Annotated in this window: 19 protein-coding genes; 9 read left to right on the top strand and 10 right to left on the bottom strand. The window is 53.4% G+C overall.

From position 1 onward, the window contains the following. Window positions 1–16: 16 nt before the first annotated feature. From bcsB to ACL2XN_RS18605, 4 genes are read left to right on the top strand one after another with little or no spacing between them, the layout of a single operon-like run. The gene (bcsB, locus tag ACL2XN_RS18620; RefSeq protein WP_413721674.1) at window positions 17–2,545 is read left to right on the top strand and encodes a cellulose biosynthesis cyclic di-GMP-binding regulatory protein BcsB; all 2,529 of its coding nucleotides are present in this window, start codon (window positions 17–19) and stop codon (window positions 2,543–2,545) included. Between the two features lie 49 nt (window positions 2,546–2,594). Continuing rightward, window positions 2,595–6,530 carry a cellulose synthase subunit BcsC-related outer membrane protein gene (locus ACL2XN_RS18615; protein ID WP_413729227.1) on the top strand — a complete coding sequence of 1,312 codons (3,936 nt, stop codon included), beginning with the start codon at window positions 2,595–2,597 and terminating at the stop codon, window positions 6,528–6,530. A gap of 2 nt (window positions 6,531–6,532) precedes the next feature. Then, window positions 6,533–7,012: a cellulose biosynthesis protein BcsD gene (gene bcsD, locus ACL2XN_RS18610; protein WP_410013020.1), complete on the top strand. Its 480-nt coding sequence runs from the start codon at window positions 6,533–6,535 to the stop codon at window positions 7,010–7,012. Window positions 7,013–7,026: 14 nt separating this feature from the next. Then, on the top strand, window positions 7,027–8,028 hold the full coding sequence (locus ACL2XN_RS18605; protein ID WP_413729226.1) for a glycosyl hydrolase family 8: 1,002 nt from the start codon (window positions 7,027–7,029) through the stop codon (window positions 8,026–8,028). Between the two features lie 61 nt (window positions 8,029–8,089). Here the strand turns inward: ACL2XN_RS18605 and ACL2XN_RS18600 are convergent, their stop codons facing one another. Together ACL2XN_RS18600 and ACL2XN_RS18595 are read right to left on the bottom strand one after the other, a co-directional pair. Further along, window positions 8,090–8,806 carry a VUT family protein gene (locus tag ACL2XN_RS18600; protein ID WP_410013018.1) on the bottom strand — a complete coding sequence of 239 codons (717 nt, stop codon included), beginning with the start codon at window positions 8,804–8,806 and terminating at the stop codon, window positions 8,090–8,092. 464 nt (window positions 8,807–9,270) lie between these two features. Next, window positions 9,271–9,906, bottom strand: coding sequence for a hypothetical protein (locus tag ACL2XN_RS18595; protein WP_410013017.1), 636 nt, complete (start codon window positions 9,904–9,906; stop codon window positions 9,271–9,273). Between the two features lie 360 nt (window positions 9,907–10,266). On the opposite strand from ACL2XN_RS18595, the gene ACL2XN_RS18590 reads away from it, so the two are divergent. Further along, a complete protein-coding gene (locus ACL2XN_RS18590) occupies window positions 10,267–10,920 on the top strand; it encodes a S24 family peptidase (RefSeq protein WP_410013016.1) in 654 nt (217 codons plus the stop codon). A gap of 23 nt (window positions 10,921–10,943) precedes the next feature. Continuing rightward, window positions 10,944–11,465 (top strand): hypothetical protein, encoded by a 522-nt coding sequence (locus ACL2XN_RS18585; RefSeq protein ID WP_410013015.1) that lies wholly within the window; start codon window positions 10,944–10,946, stop codon window positions 11,463–11,465. 854 nt (window positions 11,466–12,319) lie between these two features. Here the strand turns inward: ACL2XN_RS18585 and dppF are convergent. From dppF to ACL2XN_RS18550, 7 genes are all read right to left on the bottom strand, one after another. Further along, a complete protein-coding gene (gene dppF, locus ACL2XN_RS18580) occupies window positions 12,320–13,330 on the bottom strand; it encodes a dipeptide ABC transporter ATP-binding subunit DppF (RefSeq protein WP_410013014.1) in 1,011 nt (336 codons plus the stop codon). After that, window positions 13,327–14,307: a dipeptide ABC transporter ATP-binding protein gene (gene dppD, locus ACL2XN_RS18575; protein ID WP_410013013.1), complete on the bottom strand. Its 981-nt coding sequence runs from the start codon at window positions 14,305–14,307 to the stop codon at window positions 13,327–13,329. The genes dppF and dppD overlap by 4 nt, the downstream gene beginning before the upstream one ends. 10 nt (window positions 14,308–14,317) lie before the next feature. Next, a complete protein-coding gene (gene dppC, locus ACL2XN_RS18570; protein ID WP_410013012.1) occupies window positions 14,318–15,220 on the bottom strand; it encodes a dipeptide ABC transporter permease DppC in 903 nt (300 codons plus the stop codon). A gap of 11 nt (window positions 15,221–15,231) precedes the next feature. Next, complete coding sequence (gene dppB, locus ACL2XN_RS18565; RefSeq protein ID WP_410013011.1) at window positions 15,232–16,251, bottom strand: dipeptide ABC transporter permease DppB; 1,020 nt, start codon at window positions 16,249–16,251, stop codon at window positions 15,232–15,234. Between the two features lie 195 nt (window positions 16,252–16,446). Next, on the bottom strand, window positions 16,447–18,054 hold the full coding sequence (dppA, locus tag ACL2XN_RS18560; protein ID WP_410016688.1) for a dipeptide ABC transporter periplasmic-binding protein DppA: 1,608 nt from the start codon (window positions 18,052–18,054) through the stop codon (window positions 16,447–16,449). 897 nt (window positions 18,055–18,951) lie between these two features. Then, on the bottom strand, window positions 18,952–20,109 hold the full coding sequence (locus ACL2XN_RS18555) for a sigma 54-interacting transcriptional regulator (protein WP_413729224.1): 1,158 nt from the start codon (window positions 20,107–20,109) through the stop codon (window positions 18,952–18,954). A gap of 1 nt (window position 20,110) precedes the next feature. After that, window positions 20,111–21,724 (bottom strand): sigma 54-interacting transcriptional regulator, encoded by a 1,614-nt coding sequence (locus ACL2XN_RS18550; protein ID WP_413729223.1) that lies wholly within the window; start codon window positions 21,722–21,724, stop codon window positions 20,111–20,113. Between the two features lie 1,038 nt (window positions 21,725–22,762). Between ACL2XN_RS18550 and ACL2XN_RS18545 the strand changes: the two genes are divergently transcribed. Both ACL2XN_RS18545 and ACL2XN_RS18540 read left to right on the top strand, forming a co-directional pair. Continuing rightward, complete coding sequence (locus ACL2XN_RS18545; RefSeq protein ID WP_413729222.1) at window positions 22,763–24,706, top strand: hypothetical protein; 1,944 nt, start codon at window positions 22,763–22,765, stop codon at window positions 24,704–24,706. Continuing rightward, entirely contained in the window at window positions 24,703–25,203 is a 501-nt protein-coding gene (locus tag ACL2XN_RS18540; RefSeq protein ID WP_413727504.1) for an immunity 42 family protein, read from the top strand. The genes ACL2XN_RS18545 and ACL2XN_RS18540 overlap by 4 nt, the downstream gene beginning before the upstream one ends. A 187-nt stretch (window positions 25,204–25,390) precedes the next feature. Here ACL2XN_RS18540 and ACL2XN_RS18535 read toward each other — a convergent pair whose 3' ends face one another. Further along, the gene (locus ACL2XN_RS18535) at window positions 25,391–25,747 is read right to left on the bottom strand and encodes a Fe-only nitrogenase accessory AnfO family protein (protein ID WP_413721679.1); all 357 of its coding nucleotides are present in this window, start codon (window positions 25,745–25,747) and stop codon (window positions 25,391–25,393) included. 195 nt (window positions 25,748–25,942) lie between these two features. Here ACL2XN_RS18535 and ACL2XN_RS18530 point away from each other — a divergent pair, with 195 nt between their 5' ends. Further along, window positions 25,943–26,566, top strand: coding sequence for a hypothetical protein (locus tag ACL2XN_RS18530; RefSeq protein ID WP_413721680.1), 624 nt, complete (start codon window positions 25,943–25,945; stop codon window positions 26,564–26,566). Window positions 26,567–26,569: the final 3 nt, after the last annotated feature.

The following is a 26,569-nucleotide window of genomic DNA, read 5'->3' as shown; positions in this document are numbered from 1 at the left end:
ACGCGGAAAAAATTGCATGCCATTTCGTATCAGGAAGATAGCCCATTGTGTATTACTGATCGCCGCCTTGGGCGGCCTCGGCGCCACGGCATGCGTCGGGGCGGCCTTTGCCGCCGATCCGCAGGCCGCGCCGGTTTATCACCTGCCGCCGCTTCCGGCGGCGCAGGATACTGACGGCGCGGGCGCCCAGTCCGCTGACGATACGCGCCAATCCCCGGCCGCCGACCCGGCGGCAACCGGCGCCGGCGCGCCGGCCGATGGCAGCGCGCCACCAACCGCAAGCGCCGTCGGCACACCTGCCGGCGGCCTGCCGATGGATTTTCCCCCGCCGGTAATAAGCGTGGCGCCGCAGGCCGCCGCGCCGGGCCAGGGCGTCGATAGCCAACTGGCGCAGGTGACCCCCCTCAACGATGACACTATCAGTGTTGCCGGCATGGGCCAGCCGAACGGCCTCACGCTGAGCGGCGGCCAGCTCCAGTCCGGCATTGTGTTTACCCTGCCCCGCGATCAGGTGGCGACCACCGCCCGGCTATACCTGGCGCTGAAAGTCTCCCCGGCCCTGGCCGCGCGGGACACCAGCCTGCGCCTGATGCTCAACGGCCAGGAACTGGGCAATGTGGCGCTTAGCCAGGCCAGCGCCACGGATAATGTCTATGAGCTGGATATTCCGGCGGCAATGATCGTCAGTAACAACAACCTTAGCTTTAGCGTGAATGACGACAATACCCTGACGTGCGAGCGGGATCTGTCGGATAAATATTGGGTGACCGTCCTGCCCACCAGCCATTTGCAGTTGAGCAGCCAGATACTGGATATCGGCCGCGACTTAAGCCATTTCCCGCGCCCGTTTTACGATCCGTTGTCGATGAAGGGCTCGTCGGTGGCGTTTATCTTCGGCCAGACGGTCAAATCCGACGCGGTGGCGGCCGCCAGCATGCTGGCGTCCTATTTTGGCCTGCTGTCCAGCTACCGTAATATGGAATTCCCGGTGCACCTGAACGAGCTGCCGGCGCAAAACGGCATCCTGTTCGGCCAGCCCGGCGATAAAATCGCCGATATCACCCTGCCGCAGGTAACCGGCCCCACGCTGCAGATGATCGATAATCCGCTCAATCCGGTGTATAAGCTGTTGCTGGTGGTGGGGCGCAACGGTAATGAAATGCGCCAGGCCGCCTATCGCCTGATTTCGTCGCCGCTGCCGGCCAGGCAGGATGTCATCCAGGTGCAAAACCAGACTATCCCGTTACGCCAGCCCTACGACGCGCCGCGCTGGATTGACACCACCAAGCCGGTCTATCTGAAGGATCTGGCGCAAAACCCGGAATCGCTGACCGCCAACGGCCTGTATCACGACGGCATACGCATCGGCTTTCGCGCCGCCCCGGATCTGTTTATGTGGGATGGCGATTTCATCCCGGTAAAAATTGATTACCGCTTTCCGACCGAAAACTGGATAGACGAAGATTCGTCGCAATTGAGCATTACGCTTAACGGCACCTTCCTGCACAGTTTGCCGGTCAATAAGCACGGGCTGGTGGAAACCGCCTGGCGCAAGCTGGGCGGCGATACCCGCCAGGAAACCTTTACCCTGCAGCTGGCGCCTTATCTGATTTACGGCGATAACCAAATGGAATTTTATTTCGCCCTGAAGCCTAAGGCCGACGCGCCCTGCAGCCTGCTGACCAGCAATAATATCAAAAGCCGCATCGACCCGGACTCAACCATCGACCTGAGCCGGACGCACCATTTTACGCTATTGCCCAACCTGTCCTATTACGTCGGCGCGTCATTTCCCTTTAGCCGGCTGGCGGATTTCTCCCAAACGGTGATGCTGCTGCCCGCCAAACCGGAGGCCGGTGAAATCGCCACGCTGCTGGCGATGGCCGCCCGCGCCGGCAATGCCACCGGCATCGCCCTCAATCATGTGGATGTACGCCTGGGCCTGCAAGACCATGCCGCCGGCGGCATTCCCCTGGCGGATAAGGATATCCTCGCCTTCGCCTCGCTTAAACAGACCGATCTGGTGCGCGATTTGCTGGCCGGTTCGCCGTATGAAATGCGCAACGGCCTGCTGTCGGTCAAGGAAGAAACGCTTACCGCCCGCCTGAAAGGCTATTTTACCGGGCGTTTTTTCCGTCAGGGCGTGGAAGCGGACCGTTATCTGGCCTCCACCGACGCCTGGCGGGGATTCCTGAGTTTCGCCTCGCCCTGGGCCGGCAAACGGGTAGTGGTACTGGCCACGGCCACCGACAGCGATCAGTTGTCGCATATTAACGCTGATTTACAGGTACCGGCCATTAATGCCGGCGTTCGCGGCGATATAGCGGTGATCAATGCGGAAAACGGCGTAAAAAGTTTTACCGTGGGCAGCCAGTTCCCCAGCGGGGAGATGCCCTGGTACATGATGATAATCTGGTACGCCAATCAGCATATTATTTTCCTTTCCTTAAGCGGCCTGGTGTTCGCGGTACTGATAGGAAGTTGTATTTACGTTCTGCTGGCGCGGCATGCGGCTAAACGCCTGGCCAATAGCGCGAACAAATAACCGTATCGATAAGATGCGTTGCCTGACTGGGCCATATGGGTAAAAGAAAATGAAACGGCAAATAAAAAAAGACTTAAAAACGCTGTATGTCGCCGGCCTGGCGGGCCTGTCGCTGTTTTCCGCCCTGGCGCAGGCAGCGGATAATAGCCCGGCCATTAACGCGTTGCTGCAGCAGGCAGCCTATTGGCACGAAAAAGCCCATAACGATTTGGCCCAGGAATCGTTACAGAAAATCCTGGCGGTGGATGAAAATAACGCCGATGCCCTGTATCTGCTCTCGCTCTACGCGTTACGCGACGGACAAAAGGCCGAGGCCCAGAAATGGCGCCAGCGGCTGGTCAAGGCCTCGCCAGGCGACGCGCGCCTGCAGAACCTCGACAGCGCCAGCGTACTGCAAACCATCTCGCCGACCCAATTAGCCAATGCGCGCCAACTGGCGGCGCAGGGCAACACGGCGCGCGCCATCGAAAGCTACCGCACCCTGTTCCAGGGCAACCAGCCGCTGGACAGCCTGGCGGTAGAGTATTACGAAACCCTGGCCGGGGTTCCGGCCTCGCGCCCGGACGCTATCGCCGGCCTGCGCAGCCGCGTCAGCCAGCAGCCGTCCGATACGGCCGCCAGGATGGCGCTGGGCAGGATCCTGACCTATGACGAAAACACCCGTCGCGAAGGCGTCGGGCTGCTGGCGCCGATGGCGGCCAATAACAAGGCGGCGGACAACGCCCTGCGCCAGGCGCTCATCTGGATGGCGCCGCAGCCCGGGGATAAAACCGTCTATGACGATTATATGCAACGCCACCCCAGCGACGGCGCGGTATTACGCCATTTTCAGGAAAGCGTGGGCGGCGCTGAAAAGGGACAGGGCTATTCAGCCCTGAACAGCGGCGATCTTACGGCGGCGCGCAGCCGGTTCGAGGCGGTGCTGACCACCAACCCCAACGACGGCGACGCCTTGGCCGGGCTGGGTTATATCGCTATGCGCGGCGGTGATTTCAGCGCGGCGGAAAACTACCTTAACCAGGCAATGAAGCAAGGCGGTCCGAACAGCGCCCAATGGGCGGCGCTGGCCAAGGACGCGCATTTTTACGGCGAACTGAACAAAGCCAAAGGCGCCGTCTCGTCCGGCGACCTGAACGCGGCGCTGGCGCTCAGCGAGCCGCTGGCGCAGGCGGAAGGCAGCAAAGGCGTCTCGGCGGAGCTGTTCCGCGCCGACGTCTTGCGCCGCAGGGGCGACCTGGCCGGCGCGGAGCAAGCCTATCGCACCGCGCTGTCGAGCGATCCGCAGAATACCGATACCAAGCTGGGACTCTACTATACCCTGCGCCAGGCCAATAAGACCGCCGACGCGCAGCAGGTGCTGGAAACAATACCGGCGGATAAGCGCCCGCAGGTGGCGGCGGGCGGCGTCAACGTCGAGCCGTTGCGCCGCCAGGCCGCGCAGGCAATGCAAGCCAACGATCCGCAGCGGGCATTGAATTTGCTGCAGCAGGCGCTGGAAAAACAACCGTCCAATATCTGGGTGCGCCTGGATATGGCGCGCATCCTGCAAAAGCAGGGAGACAGCGCGCAGGCCCAGGCCTTGATGGCCGCCGCCGGCCAGCGCGGCGCGCCGGCGGACAACCTTTACGCCGCCGCCCTGTTCGCCAGCGAAACTCAGCGCTGGGCCGCCGCGGCGCAGCTGCTGGCCTATATTCCCGACAGCCGGCGCAACCGCGCCATGCGCGATCTGGCCGTGCGGGTAAACTTTAACCAGCAGATGGCGGGCGCCGAACGTTATATCCAGGAGGGCAACCGCACGGCGGCGTTAAACACCTTGCGCTCCCTGGCGCAAACGCCACCCGCCGCGCCGGCAGATGTGGGCAAACTGGCGCAGGATCTGATGACCCTGGGCGACAGCGCCGCCGCGGTGGCGCTGGTACGTAATAATATGCGCGCCGGCGTTAACGGCAATGCCGGTGATTATGCGGCCCAGGTCGGCGTGCTCAACCAGGCCGGCCTGACCGCGGAGGCGGAGGCCTGGATGAATAATCCGCGCATCGTGGCCAGCAGCACGCCGGCCGAACTGAGCCGCATTCGCCAGGGCTCGGTGATTAACCAGGCGGATGAACTGCGCGAACGCGGACAATACGCGGCGGCCTACGATAAGCTCATCGTGGCGATGCAAAGCGATCCGCAAAACGTCGATCTGATGCTGGCCATGGCGCGTCTTTACCAGTCCGGCAAAATGAACGAACAGGCGGCGCGGGTCTATGATTATGTGCTGGTGCGCGAACCGCAAAACGAAGGCGCCCGCGAAGGCGCCGCCAACGCGGCCCTGGCCCAGGGCGATATCGCCCGCGCCAAACGACTGGTGGCCGGCATGCAGGGACCGCGTTCGGTAGATCGCATGGTGCTCGAGGCGCGCATTGCGGAAGCGGCGGGGGATCATGAGCAGGCCATCGCCCTGCTGCGCTCCGCCAAAGGCCGGGTCATCGGCCTGAATACCGCCGGCCCCGGCGGCGCGCCGGTTGTCGGTGGGCTGGAAACCGCCGACAATCCCTTCGTTAATAAAACCGTGGCCGCGGCCGCGCCGCGCACCGCTTCCGCCTACGGCGCCGTACTGCCGTGGCAGCGTTCCGATAGCCCGGCGCCGCTGCCGCTGACCGGCTTGACGCTGGCAACCGCCAGCGCCGAAACGCCCGAAGACCGTACGCTTAAACAAATCAATCAGCTGCTTGATCAGGAACAGCAAAAAACCGCCACCTGGGTGGAAGGCGATGTGGGAATCCGCAGCCGCGACGGCGAAAGCGGCCTGAGCGGCCTGACGGAAATCAAGGCGCCGCTGGTGCTCTCCGGCGTGCCGTTCGACAGCTCGCGGCTAAAACTATCGGTCACGCCGGTTTCGTTAAATTCCGGCTCCACCAGCGGCACGGTCAGCAACCGTTTCGGCACCGGCGCGCTGCAGCAGGGACGCATGGTGGAAAACGCCACCAATAACGCCACCGCCGCCGCCGGCGCCACCACGTCGACCACCACCACGTCCACCACCACCAACTCCGACGGCACCCAGAGCAGCACCACCACCACCACGTCCTCGACCGCGGATGCCGCCTCCACCGTCAATCCCGGCGATTACGCCGCCGATTCCTCCGGTTCGCAGCAGGCCTCCGGCGTGGAGGTCAACCTGGCGCTCAGCGGCGACAGCTACAAGGCCGATGTCGGCACCACGCCACTGGGCGAGGATCTGAGCTCACTGGTGGGCGGTCTTCAATGGTCCCCCAGCCTGACCACCTTCAGTAAGCTTATCTTTACCGCCGAACGACGCGCGGTCACCGACAGCCTGCTTTCCTACGTGGGCACGAGGGATAAGATTAGCGGTAAAAAATGGGGGCAGGTCACCAAAAACGGCGGCGGCGTCCAATACTCCTACGACGACGGCGACGCGGGCCTGTATGCCGGCGTCGGTGGTTACAGTTACCAGGGCGACAATATTCCCGGCAATACCGGCATCACCTCATCGGCGGGATTTTATGTCCGCCCGCTACGCGAGGACCATAGCGAGGTGAAGACCGGTATTAACATTACCTTTATGGATTATGATAAAAACCTCAGCTATTACAGCTACGGCCAGGGAGGCTATTTCAGTCCGCAAAACTATATCAGCGTCTCGCTGCCGGTGGATTACACCCAAAAGTATGACGACTGGGACCTGACGCTGGGCGGCTCGGTGGGCTATCAGTCCTATTCACAGGATAAAAGCGCCTACTATCCGAATAATCCGGCGCTGCAAACCGCCCTGGAATCACTGGTGGCCGGCGGATACGTCGATTCGGCCTATTACGACGCCCGTAATGAAAACGGCGTCAGCTATAATGTGCACGCCAACGGCAGCTATAAAATCAATCCCAATATGTCCGTGGGCGGGCAGGTGGGCTACGACACCTTTGGCGACTACTCCGAGAGCACCGCGCTGGTGTACTTTAAATATTTATTGGGTGGTAAATAAGTATGCAGGATATATCTGACGCAACGTCCGAGCTGGTTTACTTCCGCCGGCGGCAATATCAGCCCGGCTGGCAGGATCTGCTCGATATCATGATCTCCGGCATCGCCGCCAATGCCGGCGACGAAGATCGCCGCCAGTTCCTTAACCTGATGGGTAGCCAACTGGCCGGGCGCTTTCCTTTACCCCATGCCGAAACGGTCGGGGATCTGGAAGATGGCTTTAACCGGCTCTGGTCGGAATTCAATTGGGGCTTTGTGCGGCTGCAGCCGGGTGAAACCCATCTCACGTTGATACATCATGCCGTTCCTCCCGCGGCTACGGGCGCTGAGCCGGAGGAGTGGACCGCCGGGCTGGCGGCGATCCTGGAAGGCGCCTATGCTGAATGGATATTAGCCCAGGGCGGACAGCCTCATGTCGCGCTGCGTTGGCAGCAGGACAGCGCGGAAGGCATAATGACTTTTAGTTATCAAAACACTATTTAAGGGATTGAAGCGTTATGAAATTTGCCCGCCATTTGCCGCTGCTGCTCGCTATGTTTTTCGCCCTGCTGACGGGCGCGGCGCAGGCCGACAGCGCCGGCTGGCAACATTATAAAAGCCGCTATATGCTGCCGGAAGGCCGCATTATCGATACCGGCAACCACAATGTCAGCCATACCGAGGGGCAGGGCTACGCCATGCTGCTGGCGGTAAACTATAACGACCGCGCCGCCTTCGATACCCTGTTGAATTGGACCAACCAGCATCTGTACCGTAAAGACATCGGCCTGTACTCCTGGCGCTACGATCCCGCCGCTACCCCGCCGGTGGCCGACATCAACAATGCCTCCGACGGCGACACCCTGATCGCCTGGGCGCTGCTCCAGGCCGGGGACAAGTGGAAACTGCCGAACTATACCGCGGCGTCGAACGCGCTGCAGGCGGCGATAATCAAACACAATGTGATTAAGTTCGCCGGCTTCAACCTGCTGTTGCCGGGGGCGTCGGGCTTTAACCAGACCAGCTCGGTGACGCTCAATCCGTCATACTTTATCTTCCCCGCCTGGCAGGCGTTTTACCAGGCCGGCCATTTGAAGATCTGGAACGATTTAACCGCCGATTCCCTTAAAATCCTGGGGCTGATGCGCTTTGGCGACCCCCGGCTGCCCACCGATTGGGTCACCCTGCGGGCGGATGGCGCCTTGACGCCTTCCGATCGCTGGCCGTCGCGCTTTAGCTTTGACGCGGTGCGCATACCGCTGTATATCAACTGGGCGCAGCGCAACAGCCTGGCGCTTGGGCCGTACGTCGCCTACTGGCGCCAGTTCGACCGGCTGGCCACTCCCGCCTGGGTCGATGTGCTGACCGGCGCCAAGGCCGATTTCATGCTATCGCCGGGCATGCTGGCCATTCGTGACGCCATCATGGGCAACGGCGCGCAGGTCAATGACAATATCCAGCCGCAGGAAGACTACTATTCCGCCAGCCTGCGGATGCTGACGTACTGGTCGCTGAAATAATTACCCGAACTACAAGTGCAGTCGCGTGCGGCCCTCGACAGGGCCACATGCATAAAAAATGTTACCCTTTATCATCGAATTTATTCCTCTTAACATCATCATTGGTCCCCTTGAATACAGTTAACGGATTATAAGAGATTCCCCAGTCGTAATAGTCCGTTTTTTCAATCTTTTTAATTTTGTGTACGATGTAAATGCCAACGGGTAAAAGTATAATTGACATAACCACTTTATAGCACCACGTAGTAGATATGATATTAACTAATTCATAAAATGAATATTTAGATGATAAACTGATTGGATAATCGGTAATCAGCAATACCGCCTGGGCCATCATGGCGGATAAGGTATAGCGGATGATGAAAAAGCGGCCGTTGAAATACACTTTAAGCTTGGATATTAAAAAGCTATTGCAAAAATAAGATGCCGGCATCGAGACCCAGGTCGCAACGGTTACCCGCCAAAAGTCATTGTAGAGGCCATAATAGTGCTGGGAATAGGCATTCGAATCAACTTGAATAACTGCACATATATTTATTAAAAAAACATATATTGTTTGGCATAAAACCACAATCCAAACCGTACGCCCCCCTAATTTATAACCATAAACTTCCGTGGAAATAGTTGATAATAAATAAAATAATGAAAATATAATGCCGCTAGCGGTAATTCTAAAGTCGCCTAAATTAAATACCTTAAACATCAATGTGTCGCACATCACCATGATGGTAACAGTTAATCCGACAAATAATCCGTATAGCTTGTAATCTGTATTCATAAAATCCCTTTTAAAAATTATCGTCTGTTAACGTGTACATACTTGTATTGGAAAAGATCTTCATCTTTAAGGCCTTTAGACTTTTTAGTAGTGCTTTAATAGTTTTAACATTTAGAGCGAACAGGTCATAATCTTAATTTCAAAATTTCAATAAGTCATGCTTTTTTATTACTTCGTTTAATTGAATAATTTACTTTTTATACAAATTGAAAAATATAGCATATTTATTATTAGAAATTATTTCTTCCTGGTTAATTATTAAAGTGTACCTATAATGTCAGAAATATTTTAAAATATCACTATTAACGAATAGCTTAAAGTTATAAAAGATGAAAAGTACTATTTTTTTAAAATTTAACATCAATATTAATCTGGAAATTAGAGTAAAAATTCAGTTTCTCCTCTCAGTATATTGCCGAAGTACCGGAGGAGAATATCTGCTATAATAATTATATTCGATATACTTATTTTTTTATCTTTTCGTCTAATTCTTGTACACATTCAAACATAATTTCTTTAATTATCTCTGAATCATGAATAGCCACGAATTGCTCCATTGTCCCATAAAAATCCAAGAATGAAATCCTGATTGTTCTGGATACCCATACTGCAAAAAAAATCTGAGAGCAATTATCTAACCTTTGCGATAAAAGCATGGCACTTTTAGGCTTATGATTGTGTTCTGCTTCAAAAGCTAAGGCCGCAGTATCTACACTACGCCAAGCAAAATGATTTTGCAGATTTTCTAAATCAACAAGTAGAGGGCCCCCTATCAATAAATCATCTCTTAATTCAGTAATCAAGGTTCCTTTTATATTTAAATACCCATTTACACGTAGGTTTGTGGGCAGTTTATCGATAGGCGTATTTTCAAGATCTAATGAATCATTACAATGAAAATCATCAGGTAGGGCTTCAATATTAGTGTTTTCCATGAAGATAGATTGTCCAACCTCTATGTCTATTGGTAATATCCGAACCTTCGTATCTTTAGCGTCAAGATTATCATAAACCTTGAGTTTATTGGGTAGCTTATTAATAGCACAACCTTTTAAAATCAATGATCCCATGACAATTAAATATTCAGGTAGATGAGTCACACCACTATCGCTAAGGTCAAGGGTATCGTTGATTATGATTAATCCGCCCGGTGTACGGGAAAACTCAACTTTTTTTGAGAGAAGATAATCGAAAAAATTAATTTTATGTCTCCTTCGTTATATGGTGATTGTGTCAATGTAAACTAGCATGTGATTTTCAAGGGAAAAATATACTTTGATAGACAATCATTTTGAATAAAATATATTTAAATATCTATATAACTCAGCTTAATATTAATTATTCTAACCACTAGGAAAATAAACAATAGAGCAATATCTAACGGACATAAATTACTCGTTTTTAGTTCTGAGTGACAATATACTGTATTTTTTTCAATATATCATCACAGAGACAATATAATGCATAAAATTGACTTAAAAAATCAAAATGGTGAGCATGAAGCACTTCTTACTATTGGGAAAAATTTGGTTTATTTGATGTCAACAAGAAATGTTGACAGTACAGAATTAAGCACCTTAACCGGTCTTGGCACAGCAACTATCAATAGTATGCGGCGAGGTATCGGAAATCCTACGCTCGCAACGATTGTCGCGTTGGCTCAATTTTTTGAAGTTAGCCTAAGCGAGTTCACAGACATTAATATAGAAAGGCAGGCAATAAGTCATAAAAAAATTAAAACACTGCCATTAATAAAACTTAATGAATTAAATATATTTTTGGATAACGTGTTGGATACATATGATACTTATACTACAGAATTATGTGTATTTGGAAATAATGATTGTTTTGCTATTAATATAAATAATGATTCTCTATACCCACAATTCTCTAGCGGAACAATTTGCATAGTAAAAAAAGATAACACACCCCATGACGGAGATATTGTTTTAGTAAAAATAAACAATTGCACTCCTTGTTTTAGACGTGTATTTATTGAAGATACAGGTTATTTGTTCACTGCGGTATCGATAGATCAGGATTTAGTCCCTTCGGCATATAAATCTTATTCTATAGTTGGTATTATAATCAAAACCATTAAATATTTTTCTTGATATTAAATATTCTGAGGTGATTAATGCATTGGCGTTTAGTTATAAAATGGGTTAAGGCAGTTTTTACCCCTCAGTATCAATTAACTTTAAGTGAAGTAATAAAATCCAGGATCCCCTATAAATCCAAATACATGTTTAAAGAATTTGGTAGTCATGAATATATTAGTTTAACATTCGAGGATATAAAAAAAAGTGAAAACTTACTACATATCATTAACCCTAACAACCTAATTGAAATAAGCCTAATTGAATCTAAAATACAAAAAGATTACGAAGCTTATTACATAACTGAAATGACAATTGGCAATAACTATAAGCTGAAAGCACTGGATCAGGAAGTTTGTTTTTCAGGCGAGTACATACATAAAAATATTGATGTTTTTCAGAACTTTCACTCGAAAGATCTTTGTGAAATTATGTATGCGACCGGTTTTAATAAAGGCCGAAGGGTTTCTCTTGCTCTAAAAGATGTCAGCGATAGTAGAAAGCTTAAACCAGCTAAAACGAACACAGATAATATTTACAACTTTAAGCCTATGGAGTAAGTAGGCAGCATCAACATCTAAACTGTGGGACAGAAGTCATGGTCCCACCTCCACCGGATGATATTTACCAATGTTCATACCCTGTATGTCTGCTTTGCTGCCAAATATCTATGTCTTTAACCGGTGTTTCGTCTAGATCTCGTTTCGTAGTAAGTTCTGCAGGAATACATCGGCTCGACGCCGATTTTAAAAACAGCTTATCCCCAGCGAATTATCGCATCAAGATCCTCACGACTAGCAAGATACGATTGATTGGGCATCGACGCAGGAAGAAATACTGTGGCAAAATTGTTCTCCTTTTTTGAGAGATAATTCATTATATTCGCCTTAAAAACGGATGTGGCAGACACATAGATAATACCTTCAAATCAAGCCATAATGATCATCATCAGTAAAATTTCCTACATCCTGAAAACATTTTAAAAACTTGGGCCCGCGCTTTATTGTTTTCTTGATTCTGCTGCCTTTTTTTTGCCTTCGCGGTGGCGGCAAACTCGCCCTCAAACATGTTTGAAAAATTGTTATCTATCTCTTGCCTCTTCTGTCACAGCTTTGATCAGATTAATAGTGATACAATTTTTAGCATTTGCTAGTTTAATGGCTGGGCTTTCGTATTTAAGAAGGTCGGTTTCATCGTTTCACTGTGCGCACGTTTATGTGCATAACGAAAACGCATATATCTGAGAATAAACAATAACAAAAATCTATTATGGACTGTTGGCGTAACCGGTCATCAGGTTAGGATGACACTGAGGTAATAAGGGTACGAAGGCATAATTGCACATACGTTTGAAGCGGTCATGATAGGCAGGAAAAATCCCATCATGCCCGCAGGCACGGTCTTGTTATCAAACTCAGCGAATGCCCTGCGCCTCGTCCTGATCGACGGCAAAGCAGGCCACCAGTTGGTCGCCGTAGCGCTTAAGCTGCGGCTGCAGTTCGGTACAGGTACCGAAACGGCGGCGGCAGCGGGCGCTGAAGGCGCATCCCGGGGGCGGGTTCAGCGGGCTTGGCAGCTCGCCGGTCAGCTTGATGCGTTCGCGGCGCAGATCCGGGTTCAGCCTGGGTGTGGCCGACAGCAGCGCCTGGGTATAGGGATGGCGCGGATTACTGAAAATCGCCTCTTTGCTGCCCTTCTCCACGCAGCGGCCCAGGTACATCACCATCACTTCGTCGGCAATGTGTTCCACCACCGACAGGTCATGGGAAATAAACACATACGACAGCCCCATATCCTGCTGCAGGTCCATCATCAGGTTCAGTACCTGGGCGCGCACCGATACGTCCAGGGCCGATACCGGCTCATCGGCGATGACCACGTCGGGGTCGAGCATCAGCCCGCGGGCAATGGCGATACGCTGGCGCTGGCCGCCGGAAAACATATGCGGATAACGATCATAGTATTCGGTACGCAGTCCCACCTTCGCCATCATCGCCAGCGCTTTCTCACGCCGTTCGGCGCGGTTGAGCGAGGTATTGATTTGCAGCGGCTCCTCGAGGATTTGCCCCACCTTCTTGCGCGGGTTCAGCGAGCCGTAGGGGTTCTGGAACACGATCTGGATCTTCTGGCGCCGCAGGTGCGCGGCGGTCACATCAGGTTTCAGCAGATCCTGGCCCAGGTAATGCAACTGCCCGCCCGTTGGCGTTTCAATCATGGTCAGCAGACGGCCGAGGGTGGACTTGCCGCAGCCGGATTCGCCGACCACCGCCAGCGTCTTGCCGCGCTCCAGGGTAAAGGATACCCCGTCCAGGGCCTTGACCATGACCTCCTTGCCGAACAACCCTTTTTTCACCGGGTAGTATTTCTTTAAATCCACCGCGTGCAGCAAGGCGGTTGCCTGCGGATCGTAAATAGTCTCGCTCATCGGGTGGGTCTCCCCGCATCATCCAGCGGATAGTGACATTTAGACTGACGATCCGGCAAATCCCGCAGCTCCGGCTCTACCTGGCGGCAATAATCGGTGGCATAGGGACAGCGCGGGTTCAGCAGGCAGCCGGTGGGGCGATCGTATTTGCCTGGCACCATGCCCGGCAGCGAGGCCAGCCTGGCCTTGTCGGTGGCAAATTCCGGCAGGGAGCGCAGCAGCGCCTGGGTATAGGGGTGGCGCGGCGCGCGGAAGATTTCCGTCGCCTTGCCGGTTTCCACCACCTGGCCGGCGTACATGACGATAATATGATGCGCGGCTTCCGCCACCAGCGCCAGGTCATGGGTAATCAGCACCAGCGCCATATTTTCCCGCTGCTGCAAATCCAGCAGCAGCTCGATGATCTGCGCCTGGATGGTCACATCCAGCGCGGTGGTGGGCTCATCGGCAATCAGCAGCTTGGGACGGCAGGCAATCGCCATGGCGATCATCACGCGCTGGCTCATGCCGCCGGACAGCTGGTGCGGATAGACATCCAGCCTGGATGCCGGCGCGGGAATGCCCACCAGGGTCAGCAGATCGATGGCGCGCTGGCGCCGGGTCCTGCGGTTGCCGCCCTGGTGCACCTTGATGGCTTCCATAATCTGGTAGCCTACGGTGTAGCAAGGGTTAAGGCTGGTCATCGGGTCCTGGAAAATCATGGCGATGTCGGCGCCAATCAGCTGACGGCGCTCGCTGTTGGAGATTTTCTGCAAATCCCGGCCGTTGAATACCAGGTTTTCCGCCATGACGCGGCCGGGAAAATCAATCAGGCCCATAATGGCCAGCGAGCTGACGGACTTGCCGGAGCCGGACTCACCGACGATGCCCACGACCTGGCCCTGTTCCACCTGGTAGCTGATGCGGTCGACGGCACGAAACGGTGTTCCTTCATCACCGAAATGTACCGATAATTTATCTATGGTTAATAACGCCATTGCTTCCTCGTTACTGCTTGAGTTTGGGGTCGAGCGCGTCACGCAGTCCGTCCCCCATCAAATTAAAGGCTAACACGGTGAGCAGGATAATGACCCCCGGGAAGGTCACCACCCACCAGGCACTCTGCGCAAACTGCAGCACATCGGAGAGCATGGTGCCCCACTCCGGTGTCGGCGGCTGCGCGCCCATGCCCAGGAAGCCCAACGCGGCCATGTCAAGGATGGCATTGGAGAAGCCCAGCGACGCCTGCACGATCAAGGGTGCCAGGCAGTTGGGAAGGATGTTGATAAACATCTGGCGCAGGGGTCCGGCGCCGGCCACGCCCGAGGCGGTCACATAGTCGCGGTTCACCTCGCCCAGCACCGCCGCGCGCGTCAGGCGCACGTAATGCGGCAGGGCGACGAACGTCAGCGCCAGCGAGGCGTTGACGATGGAGGGGCCGAAGATGGCCACCAGCACCAGCGCCAGCAGCAGGCTGGGCAGCGCCAGCATGATATCCACCACGCGCATGATGACCACGTCCACCAATCCGCCGATATAACCGGATAACAGCCCGAATATCACGCCGAATATCAGCGACAGGACCACCACCAGGCAACCGACCAGTAGCGAAAGGCGCGCGCCGTACATCAGGCGGGTCATGATATCGCGCCCGACGTCATCGGTGCCCAGGATAAACTGCCAGCTACCGCCCTCCATCCATACCGGCGGGCGCAGCAAGGCCTCGCGGAATTGCTCCGCCGGGCCATGGGGCGCGATGACCCCGGCGCCGATGGCGACGACGAACATCAGGACGATATAGCCCAGGCCGATGACCGCGCCCTTGTTGCGTTTAAAATAGTGCCAGAACTCCTGGAGCGGGGTCATGGGCTTCGGTGCGCCGGTTATTACCGGCTCAGAGATTTCAGTCATTTTCCATTCCCCTATTTCTTGTGGCGAATACGCGGGTTAACCACGCCATACAGCACGTCCACCAGCAGGTTCACCACAATAATCAGGATCGCCACCAATAACACCCCGCCCTGTACCACCGGATAATCACGGCGCTGCAAGGCCTCGACCAGCCAGCGGCCCAGGCCCGGCCAGGAGAAAATCGTTTCCGTCAGGATAGCGCCCGCCAACAGGGTGCCGACCTGCAGCCCGATAACCGTCACCACCGGCAACAGGGCGTTGCGCAGGGCATGGACAATAATGACGCGCATGCGGCTCAGGCCTTTGGCGCGGGCGGTGCGGATATAATCCTCGCTCAGCACTTCCAGCATCGCCGAACGGGTCATGCGCACAATCACCGCCAGCGGGATAGTGCCAAGCACGATGGCCGGCAGCACCATATGCATCACGGCGTCTTTAAAATCCCCCGGCTGGCCCCAAATCAGGGTATCGATCAGCATAAAGCCGGTAAGCGGCATGCTGTCGTCCAGGAAGACCGTGTCGCCCACCCTCCCGGACACCGGGGTGAGGTTAAAGTGCACCGACACCAGCATGATGAGCATCATGCCCCACCAGAAAATAGGCATCGAATAGCCGGCCAGCGAAATACTGACGGCGGTATGATCAAACAGCGAACCACGTTTGACCGCCGCCAGCACCCCGGCCGGGATACCGACCAGCACGGCAAAAATCATTGCGCAAACACCCAGTTCCAGGGTTGCCTGGAAACGCGGCACGAATTCCTGCCAAACGGGGATGCGGCTTTTAAGCGAAATGCCCAGGTCACCGTGCATAATGCCGACGACATAATGAACATATTGCTGAAATAAGGGTTTATCCAGGCCCAGCGCCGCCATCATCTCTGCGTGGCGCTCGGGGGACATTCCGCGTTCACCCGCCATGATCAGCACCGGATCGCCGGGAATCAAATGGACAAACGCAAACGTCAGCAAGGTAATACCAATAAACGTCGGGATTACGAGTCCCAAACGTCGGAGTATGAACTGCAACATATTCCGAACTCTCTGTTTCTGTAGATAGTTTACCCGGGCGCATTACGCGCCCGGGTTATCAAAGCTCACATCTTCAGGATTCCCCCCTGGCCTCGCTGGCGCGATTCCTTCCCCGGTGCGGCACCGGGGAACACTCCCGCTTCCCCGCATGGGTGGGGGAAGCTCCCTTTAGGGATATGGGGGGTTAATTGACCTTTAGTCTAAAGATACGTTCTCGAAATGATGTTTACCCAGTGGATCGACCACATACCCTTTCACTTCCTTACGCACAGGCTCGTATACCGTGGAATGGGCAACGATAAGCGCGGGCGCCTGATCGTGCATGACCACCTGGGCCTGTTTGTACAGATCCACGCGTTTCGCATGATCGGACGTGCTGCGCGCCGGCTGGATCAGGTCTTCAAACGGCTTGTAGCACCACCTTGAGTAGTTGGAGCCGTCTTTTGCCGCATCGCAGCTGAACAGGGTGGCGAAGAAGTTATCCGGATCCCCATTGTCCCCGGTCCAGCCCATCATAACAGACTGATGCTCGCCGGCCTTGGCGCGTTTGAGGTATTCGCCCCATTCGTAGCTGACGATCTTGGCCTTAACGCCGATTTTAGCCCAGTCGGACTGAATCATTTCCGCCATGCGCCTGGCGTTCGGGTTGTAGGGACGCTGTACCGGCATAGCCCACAAATCGATGGAGAAACCCTCCGGCAAGCCCGCTTCCTTCAGCAGTTCTTTCGCTTTGGCCGGATCGTAAGCGTAATCCTGCACCGCGTCGTTATAGCTCCACATGGTCGGCGGAATCAGGTTTTTCGCCGGCTGGCCCGCGCCCTGGTATACCGCGTCGATGATGGCGGATTTGTTTACCGCGGTGATCAGCGCCTGGCGAACCTTCAGGTTATCCAGCGGTTTTTTCTCGACGTTAAACGCCAGGTAGCCCACGTTCAGGCCCGGCTGTTCCATCAGGTTGATGGTTTTGTCTTCTTTCATGCGCGCGATGTCGGCCGGATTAGGATACGGCATGATCTGGCATTCGTTTTTCTGCAGCTTGGCATAACGTACGGACGCGTCCGGCGTAATGGAGAACACCAGGCGGTCGATTTTCGGCTTGGTGCCCCAATAGTTTTCAAACGCTTTGTACAGGATGCGGGAATCTTTCTGGTACTGCAGCAGTTGGAAGGGGCCGGTACCGATCGGGTTAAGATCGATTTTTTCCGGCGTGCCCGCTTTTTGCATCAGATCGGCATACTGGGCGGACATGATGGAGGCGAAGTCCATGGCCAGGTCGGCCAGGAATGGCGATTCCTCGCGGGTCAGGTTGAAGCGCACGGTGTAGTCGTCGACTTTTTCCACGCTGGCGATCAAATCGCCCATGCCCATGCCGTCAAAGTACTCGTAATTGCCGCCGGAGACTTTATGGTAAGGATGATTGGCGTCTTTCTGCCGCATAAAGGAGAAGATCACGTCGTCTGCGTTGAAATCGCGGGTCGGTTTGAAATCCTTGCTTTCCTGCCACTTCACGCCTTTACGCAGATGGAAAGTATAGGTTTTGCCGTCGGCGCTGACTTCCCACTTTTCGGCCAGGCTCGGAATCACTTCCGTGGTGCCCAGCTTGAAATCGACCAGACGATTGTAGATCGGCACGGAACTGGCATCAAAACTGGTGCCGGACGTGAATAACTGCGGGTTGAACCCTTCAGGCGAGCCCTCTGAACAATATACCAGAGTCTTTGCCTGAACGCTGGCCGCCACGGCTAATGCCGCCAGGCTAATGCCGACCTTCAGTATCCCTGATTTGGTCAAGGAAATTGTCATCATTCTGCTCCATTGTGTGATGTGATGTTGTGTGTTGTACGGCCAGACGCTGTTTTATTTAATGCTGCGGTCTGTGCAGTGCGCCTTGCGGCATCAGAACCAAAGAAGGGAATATATGCCGGGATGCCCATGAGGCAGCACCCCCCGACGCGTTGAATGCGTGGGACCATTCAAACAATCCATTGCCCCTCCTGAATTCCGAGGCTCCCAATTTGGCAACTGTTTGCCAATACGTCAATATAACCCGTAGGGATTTACACATTTTGTGAGACGCAGCAAACGAAAACAATCCACAGGTGTTTGGCCAAAAATGAAGCACGATCGCCAGTCAATATAGCTAAACTGTGAAGTAATTCACTTTATGACAATGAGTAAGCAGTCATACATACTATTTAAAAACTAAAAAAAAATTTGATCGTGTGGCGAATATATGAACTGTTATTTCAGAATTTCCGGATGAAAGCAGGTAAAAATGCTGACATTGGTTCGCCTTGATGACCATATCGACAACCTTTCCGTCCAGTCTGCCATACTATCTGCGCGCTATCCATCAGCCATAAACAAAGGTTATGACCGACCATAAGAAAACCTTGTTTATTGATGCCGGAAATAAGGATAACTTTGTAATATACTGATAATTATGCTTATTTTTAACGCTAATCGCTCTCTGCAGTATTGACTCCGCAGGACGTTTTATCGGGGGGCGTAATAAAATGAGGCGCAATGCAACAAACCGCTTTTTCGGCTATACATCGCGATAAGATCAAATAACGGTGTCATATTTTCCCTGATAAAAACAAAATAAATAAATTAACTATTTGCTGCCATAAAATAAATAAGTTATTAACCTTAGAGAGAATATGCGCTTGCCGGGAAATCGGTACCATGACGGCGCAGTTAAAATTTCTTTACCTCAATGTGCAGTTTTTTCAAGGCATAATAAAGCTGCCGGGGGGTGATATGGAGCAAACGGGCGGCTTTGGCCTTGACCCCGCCGCTTTTTTCCAGGGCGGCGACCAGGCGATAGCGCAGCTCCTCATCGGCGTCGTCAGGGGCGCCGGCCGTCGCGGTCATGGCGCTCATCATTATTTCCGCCGGCCATAGCGGCGTAGCCGGGCCATACCCCGCCTCGTGGCCCGCCTCCTGCGGCACCGTCTCCTGCTGCCGGCTGATTTCCTGGTTCAAACGCTGGCGCAGGCAGCGCCCGGACAGGCAGGGCAATTGCTGGATAACGCCATCCCGGGCCTGGATGGCGGCATGCTCAAGGCAATTCTCGATATCGCGCACATTCCCCGGCCAATGGCACAGATAGAGTGGCGCCTGGGCCGCCTCGGTCAGCGTGAGCGTCCTGTGATTATCGCGGTTATAACGTTCGAAAAAATAGTTAACCAGGCCGGGAATGTCTTCTTTACGCTCGCGCAGGGCCGGCAGGGCAATGGTGGCGATATGGATGCGATAATAGAGTTCGGCTAAAAAGGTCCCCTGCGCCATCCTCTGCTCCAGGTTTTTCTCGGTGGCGCAAATTATGCGCACATCGCAGGCCAGGGTGCGGGAGCCGCCGAGCGGCTTATAACGCTGTTCTTGTAAAATGCGCAGCAGCCGCTTTTGCAATAACAGGGAAAAATGGCCGATTTCGCTGATAAACAGCGTTCCGCCCGCCGCCAGGGCAATATCGCCGGGATAGCCGGCGATATTGCCGGAAAAGCCCGCTTCACAACCGAACAATTCGCGCATGATATCGTCGCTGGCAAGGTAATCGCAGCACACTTTAATAAACGGACCGGCGCGATGTTGCGACTGGAGGTGAATCGCCCGGGCGATAACATCCTTACCGGTTCCCGGCTCGCCGCGCAATAATACCGCTGAGCGGGTGGGCGCAATGTTTGCCACCGCCGCCAGGGTGCGTTTCATGGCATGGGAATGGGCGATGATCTGATCGACCGCATGGCCGCCGCGTCCTTTACGTGAGCGCGCTTTTCCCGCCGGCCCGCAAAGGTCGACGGCGCAGCGCGGAATGGCTAACCGCCCCGCGGCGAGATCACCGGTGCCGGCCATATCAGTCTCCACTCCGGTAATCTTTATAGTTCAGCTGATATTTCGCCATGCGCAGGCCGAGCATGCGCCGGGTCAGGCCCAACTGCGCCGCCGCCCTGGACATATTGCCCTGGAAGCGGGCCAGCGCCTCGACGATCAGTTCATACTCCATCATGGATAAACGGGCCTCCAGGCCCGACTGCTCGCCAAGCGTGCCCAGCACGGCCGGTTGCAGGGCGGCGGGCAGATGATAGCTGTGGACCACCCCCTCTTCCGCCAGCAATACCGCACGCTCCATCATATTTTCCAGCTCCCGCACGTTGCCCGGCCAGTCGTAGTTGAGCATTAAGTTCAGCGCGGGCGTGGAAATGGCAGGGACATCAACCCCCTGTTCCCGGGCAAACCAGGCGTTGAAATGTTCGGCCAGGATCAGGATATCGTTACCCCGCTCACGCAGCGCTGGAATAGTAATAGGGAAGACATTCAGACGATAGTACAGATCCTCGCGAAAGGTGCCGTTGGTGACCATGGCGGTTAAATCGCAGTGCGTCGCCGCCAGGATGCGCACGTTGACCTTAATGGACTCGTTGCTGCCCAGGCGTTCAAAGCACCGTTCCTGGATCACCCGCAATAGCTTGGCCTGGGCCGAAAGAGATAATTCGCCCACTTCATCCAGGAAAATCGTGCCGCCATCCGCCTCCTCGAACCTTCCGGCCCGACGCGCGACGGCACCGGTAAAGGCGCCTTTTTCATGGCCGAACAGCTCACTTTCGATGACGCTTTCCGGCAGCGAGGCGCAGTTGAATTTAACAAACGGCCCGCTGCCGCAGCTGCTGTTATAGTGGATGGCGCTGGCGACCCGTTCCTTGCCGACCCCGCTTTCACCGAGGATCAGCACCGTGGTGCGGGCGTGGCTGACTTTGTCAATCATCAGATAAACCGACTGCATCGCCCTGGAGTTGCCGATGATATTCGCCGGTTTGAATTTTTCCTTCAGCTCTTTATCCAGCCGGGCGCTTTGAGCCTGCAATACCTGCTTATGGGCGCGCTCCAGCAAATGCAGCTCCACCGCCTGGGCAATAGTGGTGGCGATAATGGCCAGCACCTCCAGATCCAGATATAACAGTTGCCGGTTATTGTATAAACGTTCCACCCCAATGGTGCCCATTACTTTCATGCCGCGCATGATGGGCACGCAGATAAAGGAAAGATGGCCATCGACCGTTTTATCCCAACTGCCGGTGCGATTGAGAAACAACGGCTCTTCGGCAATGATCGGGACAATAATGGGCTGGCGGGTTTCCACCACCCTGCCGGTGATGCCCTCGCCGGGATAATAGACGCCCTTTTCGATTTCATCCTTGGATAAACCGTAGCTTTCATGGATAAAAATCTGGTCGCAGCTGGCATCGTAGAGCGAGATCATCGCCCGGGTAACCTGCAAATGTTTTTGCATCAGCTCCAGCACCAGCTTGAGCGTCTTGGATAAAGAGCCTTCCCTGCTGACCACCTTGCTGACCTCGGACAGCAGGGGCAGCAGTTCGGAGCGGCACTCGCCCAGTTGGCAGGTAAAGGATAACGAATCCGCCAGCGTCGGATGGGCGGATGCGGTGTCATTAAGCATGGCCGGTGGCATAAAGCGCGCCTCCCTTTGGCGCCCAATGGGCGGTGAAGGTCAAAAAACCGATGTGCCGGCATAGGTTTTCCGGCCCGAGTGAGAGTGGTGCAAGTTGCCGGCCATCTATCGCTATATAATTAAATATATAACGATATGATTTAACGTCGTTTTGCCATTGGCGCATTGACGCCAGTGGCTTTTTTGTCTTGTATGTGACAACGGATAATCAACAATGTACGTTTCACGCCGGAGTCAGGCGCCCGGCTGAAGCGGCGCGCCCTGCAGCAGCCTGAGTCCGCATCATCATGTTGATAAAAACCGGGATGGGGACACTCATACCGCGCTGTGGACAAACCGCAGCGATAATGGGATAGCAGGCTGATTATCCCGATAAGTGGTGCCGGCACGCGTATCAACACATTATTATTAGACCATCCGCCTTCAGCATCTTAGAGAATACGCAGTATTTTTTACTGCTCACACAGGAATAATGCTAATCAGGAAGGTTAAAGTTTTTAATAAAAAAATAAATATGCCAAAATGCTGGCTAACTCGTTTATCTTATTTAAGCAAAGATAATGATTTAGGAAATTAAAAAAATAATATCATCCATGCCGCTGAATTTGTTATTCAAAAAAGATACTCGAAACAATAACCTGTCGCCAGCAACCCAAAAAATATTGCGGCAATATAGCTTTCAATTGACTTTCAATTAATAATATTTTCACCCATGGACAACAATGCCGGTTTTAAAAAGGTTTCTCTTTGATATTGCCGTTTAACTCTTTGTTAACTTTTTCATGCTTTACTTGCCCTATTAGCACACCCCTATCCGCGTCTTATGTGATGAACCCAATTAATCGGGAATAATTTATTATCATTCAAATAAGGGAATAAATGAATATCGGCGGTTGTGGCAGTTCATCGGGCAACAGATGCGGCAGCTCATCCAGGGGCTGTGGCGGCGGCAATTCCCGTGGAGCATGCGCGACGCACAGAGGCGGGGGTGGCGGTGATTATGCCGGCCGGGTCACCTCGTCGAGAAATGAAGATGTCATGACCGTAACCGCCACCCCTGGCAGACACCACTCCGGTAATCATCATTTCCGTCTGCATGGCGGCGGCAACGGCGGTAATACCAGCGGGAGCGGAGGTTTTAATAATACACAGCAATTAGAGACGGCGAGAAGAAGGGATTTTCAAGCACTTACGGAACAATTTCAATATCACATTAATTTATCAAAAGAAGTGTTGGATAAAGCCCTGGCGGAATGCCAGGAAGATCATGATGGCTATCACTCCCAGCCAAGGCCTGCCACATTGGCGGCGGCAGAGGCGCTGGACAATGATATGCGGGCGCAGGTGTTTTCCGCCCAGCATAAAAAGCAATCCGCCTACCAAGCGCTGAGTGAGATTAACGACCGCCTTTGCCATCTCAGTACCGGCGTTATCGCATTACATAAAGAACTAAGCACTAACCCGAGTACGTCTGTTCGGGAACGCTATTTACGGCAAGAACATCAGCTCAATCTAGAAAAGACCAAACGGAATAATCTTGACCATGCCGCCCGGGCAAGGGCTGGACAGGTGGATAACGCGCTCAAACGGAAAAATGAAACCGGGCAAATTTTAGCGGCAATAAGAAACTCTATTGCAGAACAAAAGGCTGCGGGAGCTCCCCCTGAAGCGCGGAAAGCTGTTGTCAACGCTGAAAACGCCGCAAACTCCCGTAGCGAACCCTTGGCGGATAAAAGTGCTATACCCGCATCGGCAACGCCCTCCATGGTGGGCAATACTGCTATTCCCGCATCGGTATCGCCGTCCATGGTGGACCGTAATGCCATTCCCACATCGGCAATGCCCTCCATGGCGCAGGTTAACGCGCGGCGCGCCATAGCGTTATCCGGTATGGCAGTGGCCCCATCGCCCAGGATGGCGCTGGCGCCGGTCGCCGCCGGCGTAAATGGCGGTATGGCAAACGCCGCCGCCGGCGGGGTTAATGGTCTCGCGCTACGCACCGCGATAAGCGAATTAGGCGCGGCCACGCTCGGGCTGGCAAAACATCCCCTTGGCCTGGGGGTGGGGTTGTTAGCCTACAGCGGCAACGTGGGCGAAGGTAGCGACAAGGTGCCGGGGCGCGACCTGGCGCAACGCTTCGCCACTGCTCCGTTGGATCCGTCTGAACTGGCGTCTGCGCCAGGGGTCAGCTGTGCCGCAGGTAACGCTGTAAAAAATAACCTGCTGGGCGCTGTCGCCGGGGCTGCAGTGGAAAGCGCACCGGTGGCCGGAGCTGCTTGCGATGCTGCCAAAGAAGGCAAAAAAGACGCAGCGCTGGCGCTTGGTAAGGCTGCAACCGAGGTTCAGGCCGCTGTTTGTCGCGACAGCCTGCTGTGTGTGGCGAAACTTATCCTGACGGGACAAAGCGGTAGTACAACGGAAACTGTGCCTGTTGCGGATGATTTGACGGGCGGTAAACTTGAAAACCCATCGTCAAATCAGGATAATAAGAACGTATTTATCTCACCGGATCAGCGAGGAGATCAGAGATTCCGTCACACCGGCAATATCGAACGCAAACCGTATACGGATGAGAGTACGACGGTAACGCCGATACCGGAACATAGTAAAGATAAATTCATTTATCTGTCTAATGGCAAAGATAATAGATTACCCATTTCAGAACCTACGGTGGCAAATAATGGATTGAAAGTTGAATCTAATGCTAAACATACACCTGGAGCACAAGGATCTAGGCCTAATGCCGGGGTTGAGCCGAGAAATTCTTTAGAACTATTTGACCATTCTATTGCTACGAAAGATCCGAAGATAAGGCTAGCCATTGATAATAATGGGAATATTCATCGGTTCTTCAACACTAGCAAGGATGGAAAGGGCAATTTTCACTGGAGTGGCAGCTCGGGAGATGAAAAAAATGCTTTAGGTAACAGGGAATTGGGGAACTTTAACAGAGAAATCAAAGAGCTGAAGGATAAAAAATGATTTTCGGACAACCTTTTGTATTTGCTGTTTTTTACGAATTACTGGAAAAAACAGAGGACAATTACTGGAAATATGGACTTTTTGGTTTTTTTATTGAGGACGAAATATATCCAGCAAAGGGATCTAATTATACATTGTCAATGGCTATTGATTATCTAAAGGATTGTGAGCCTGAAATAACTAATTGCAAAAATAATGAGCTCCTTTTTCCCGACAGCGATTTAGAACTGTTAAGAAAACTGGCACATTCGCATGGAATGCTTCTTGATAGTGATCCTCAAGATTTGGAATTGCCTGACGCAAAGCCGTTAGGCGTTTTTTTAAGCCCACTTGAAGTATCAGACGTTGGCTTTTATTTGTTTTATTATCCTAAAGATGAAGATGAAGAATACTTGATATACACAGCGGATTACGGTAATACAGCTAAAAAAGCCATATTTAAGAAAGGTACTATCAGTAATGTGTTCGCACAACTCCCAATCAAAGATGCTATATAGTTGACTAAAATTCCGGCACCTACGCCGGTATTTTTAACTTATATGCCAGTCCGTATCTGATGATTTAGGAGCGTTACTTGGCTCAATGGATTGGACGATATGGCGTGATTCATCCAAACCTGCCGATCCAGCGGTATGGGAAGACTGGATAGCAGCAGTTAAAAAAGTGGATTGAACAAGAACCCGTTCAACTCTTACCTATGTTGAGTACCCGCGCCCGGCAACGCCCGTCCGGTTGTTGCGCCACCGTAAGCGCCAGCTTTAATGCCGGCAGTTCATGTTTAAACCATTTCGGCACATGATCGCAGGTAATGTCGATTTGTTTAAAGGCTCCCGCGCGGAAAAATGGCAGCAGCACCTGTTTCGAGGTTAAGGCGCCATCGCTTTTCAGCGCGTCGATAAGGTTAAGGCAATATTCCCCCGCGCCCTGGCCGGGCTTGATAACGCTTTGGGCCGCCGCTGCCTGCTCCCGCGGCGCGTTCTCTTCCACAAACTGCCGGATACGCGTCAGGAAACCGGCGGGTTCCCCGGTCAGCCGCCACAATTAGGCGCGGCCGCGCTCGGGCTGGCAAAACATCCCCTCGGCCTGGGGGTGGGGCTGTTAGCCTACAGCGGCAACGTGGGCGAAGGCAGCGATAAAGTGCCGGGGCGCGACCTGGCGCAACGCTTTTCATCTGCTCCAGCGGCTCCGTCTGGACCGGCGTCTGCGCCAGGGATCAGCTTTTCCGCAGGTAACGCTGTGGAGAATAACCTGCTGGGCGCGATCGTAGGTGGTGCGGCGGAAAGTGCAGCGATAGCGGGAGCAGTAGGTCATGGCAGCCAGTCGGAGTCGAACGATGACGACGGCTTCGATATGGGTGGAGACATCTGTGAAGGCACGCGCGAACAGTGTTCGGTACGTGATGGAACGCGCGGGCCGGGACGGATGGAAAGTCGCAACGAAGAGGGCGGCGAGGCTAAACCGAATCTGGGCAAAGACATAGCCAAAGCCGCCGATGCGCAAAAAGCCGAGCTGGGCGGAGTGGGATCGGGAACACCGGGAGGTTGGGGGCCGGAAGACGAAGAGAAAGCCAGAAATAATGACCGAAAAGTTATTACTGTTGAAGAGCTGAGGTCCACCTCCTCAAGGGGGCAAGAAACTTTAGGCAGATCAAAGCTTTTTGAACGAGCAGGTGGAAAAAACGCAGCTAATAAAGAATTTGATGCCTTAGCGCCTGATAATGTTAAACAAATTCCCGGTGGCAGGGTCGGTTCATTGTCTGATGGACGGACAGTCATTATCCGCGAACGTAGTACTGACGGCAGACCTACATTAGAGATACAATCTGGCAGGAATAGAATAAAATTCAGATATGAGGAGTGATTA

It is taken from the genome of Sodalis sp. RH22, assembly GCF_047324165.1.
GTDB lineage: Bacteria > Pseudomonadota > Gammaproteobacteria > Enterobacterales > Enterobacteriaceae > Acerihabitans.
This window is presented reverse-complemented; position numbering and strand designations above follow the sequence as displayed.

Coding starts and splice junctions, on each gene's coding strand:
- bcsB (WP_413721674.1), top strand. CDS start 17: ATGCCATTTCGTATCAGGAAGATAGCCCATTGTGTATTACTGATCGCC.
- ACL2XN_RS18615 (WP_413729227.1), top strand. CDS start 2,595: ATGAAACGGCAAATAAAAAAAGACTTAAAAACGCTGTATGTCGCCGGC.
- bcsD (WP_410013020.1), top strand. CDS start 6,533: ATGCAGGATATATCTGACGCAACGTCCGAGCTGGTTTACTTCCGCCGG.
- ACL2XN_RS18605 (WP_413729226.1), top strand. CDS start 7,027: ATGAAATTTGCCCGCCATTTGCCGCTGCTGCTCGCTATGTTTTTCGCC.
- ACL2XN_RS18600 (WP_410013018.1), bottom strand. CDS start 8,806: ATGAATACAGATTACAAGCTATACGGATTATTTGTCGGATTAACTGTT.
- ACL2XN_RS18590 (WP_410013016.1), top strand. CDS start 10,267: ATGCATAAAATTGACTTAAAAAATCAAAATGGTGAGCATGAAGCACTT.
- ACL2XN_RS18585 (WP_410013015.1), top strand. CDS start 10,944: ATGCATTGGCGTTTAGTTATAAAATGGGTTAAGGCAGTTTTTACCCCT.
- dppF (WP_410013014.1), bottom strand. CDS start 13,330: ATGAGCGAGACTATTTACGATCCGCAGGCAACCGCCTTGCTGCACGCG.
- dppD (WP_410013013.1), bottom strand. CDS start 14,307: ATGGCGTTATTAACCATAGATAAATTATCGGTACATTTCGGTGATGAA.
- dppC (WP_410013012.1), bottom strand. CDS start 15,220: ATGACTGAAATCTCTGAGCCGGTAATAACCGGCGCACCGAAGCCCATG.
- dppB (WP_410013011.1), bottom strand. CDS start 16,251: ATGTTGCAGTTCATACTCCGACGTTTGGGACTCGTAATCCCGACGTTT.
- dppA (WP_410016688.1), bottom strand. CDS start 18,054: ATGACAATTTCCTTGACCAAATCAGGGATACTGAAGGTCGGCATTAGC.
- ACL2XN_RS18555 (WP_413729224.1), bottom strand. CDS start 20,109: ATGGCCGGCACCGGTGATCTCGCCGCGGGGCGGTTAGCCATTCCGCGC.
- ACL2XN_RS18550 (WP_413729223.1), bottom strand. CDS start 21,724: ATGCCACCGGCCATGCTTAATGACACCGCATCCGCCCATCCGACGCTG.
- ACL2XN_RS18545 (WP_413729222.1), top strand. CDS start 22,763: ATGACCGTAACCGCCACCCCTGGCAGACACCACTCCGGTAATCATCAT.
- ACL2XN_RS18540 (WP_413727504.1), top strand. CDS start 24,703: ATGATTTTCGGACAACCTTTTGTATTTGCTGTTTTTTACGAATTACTG.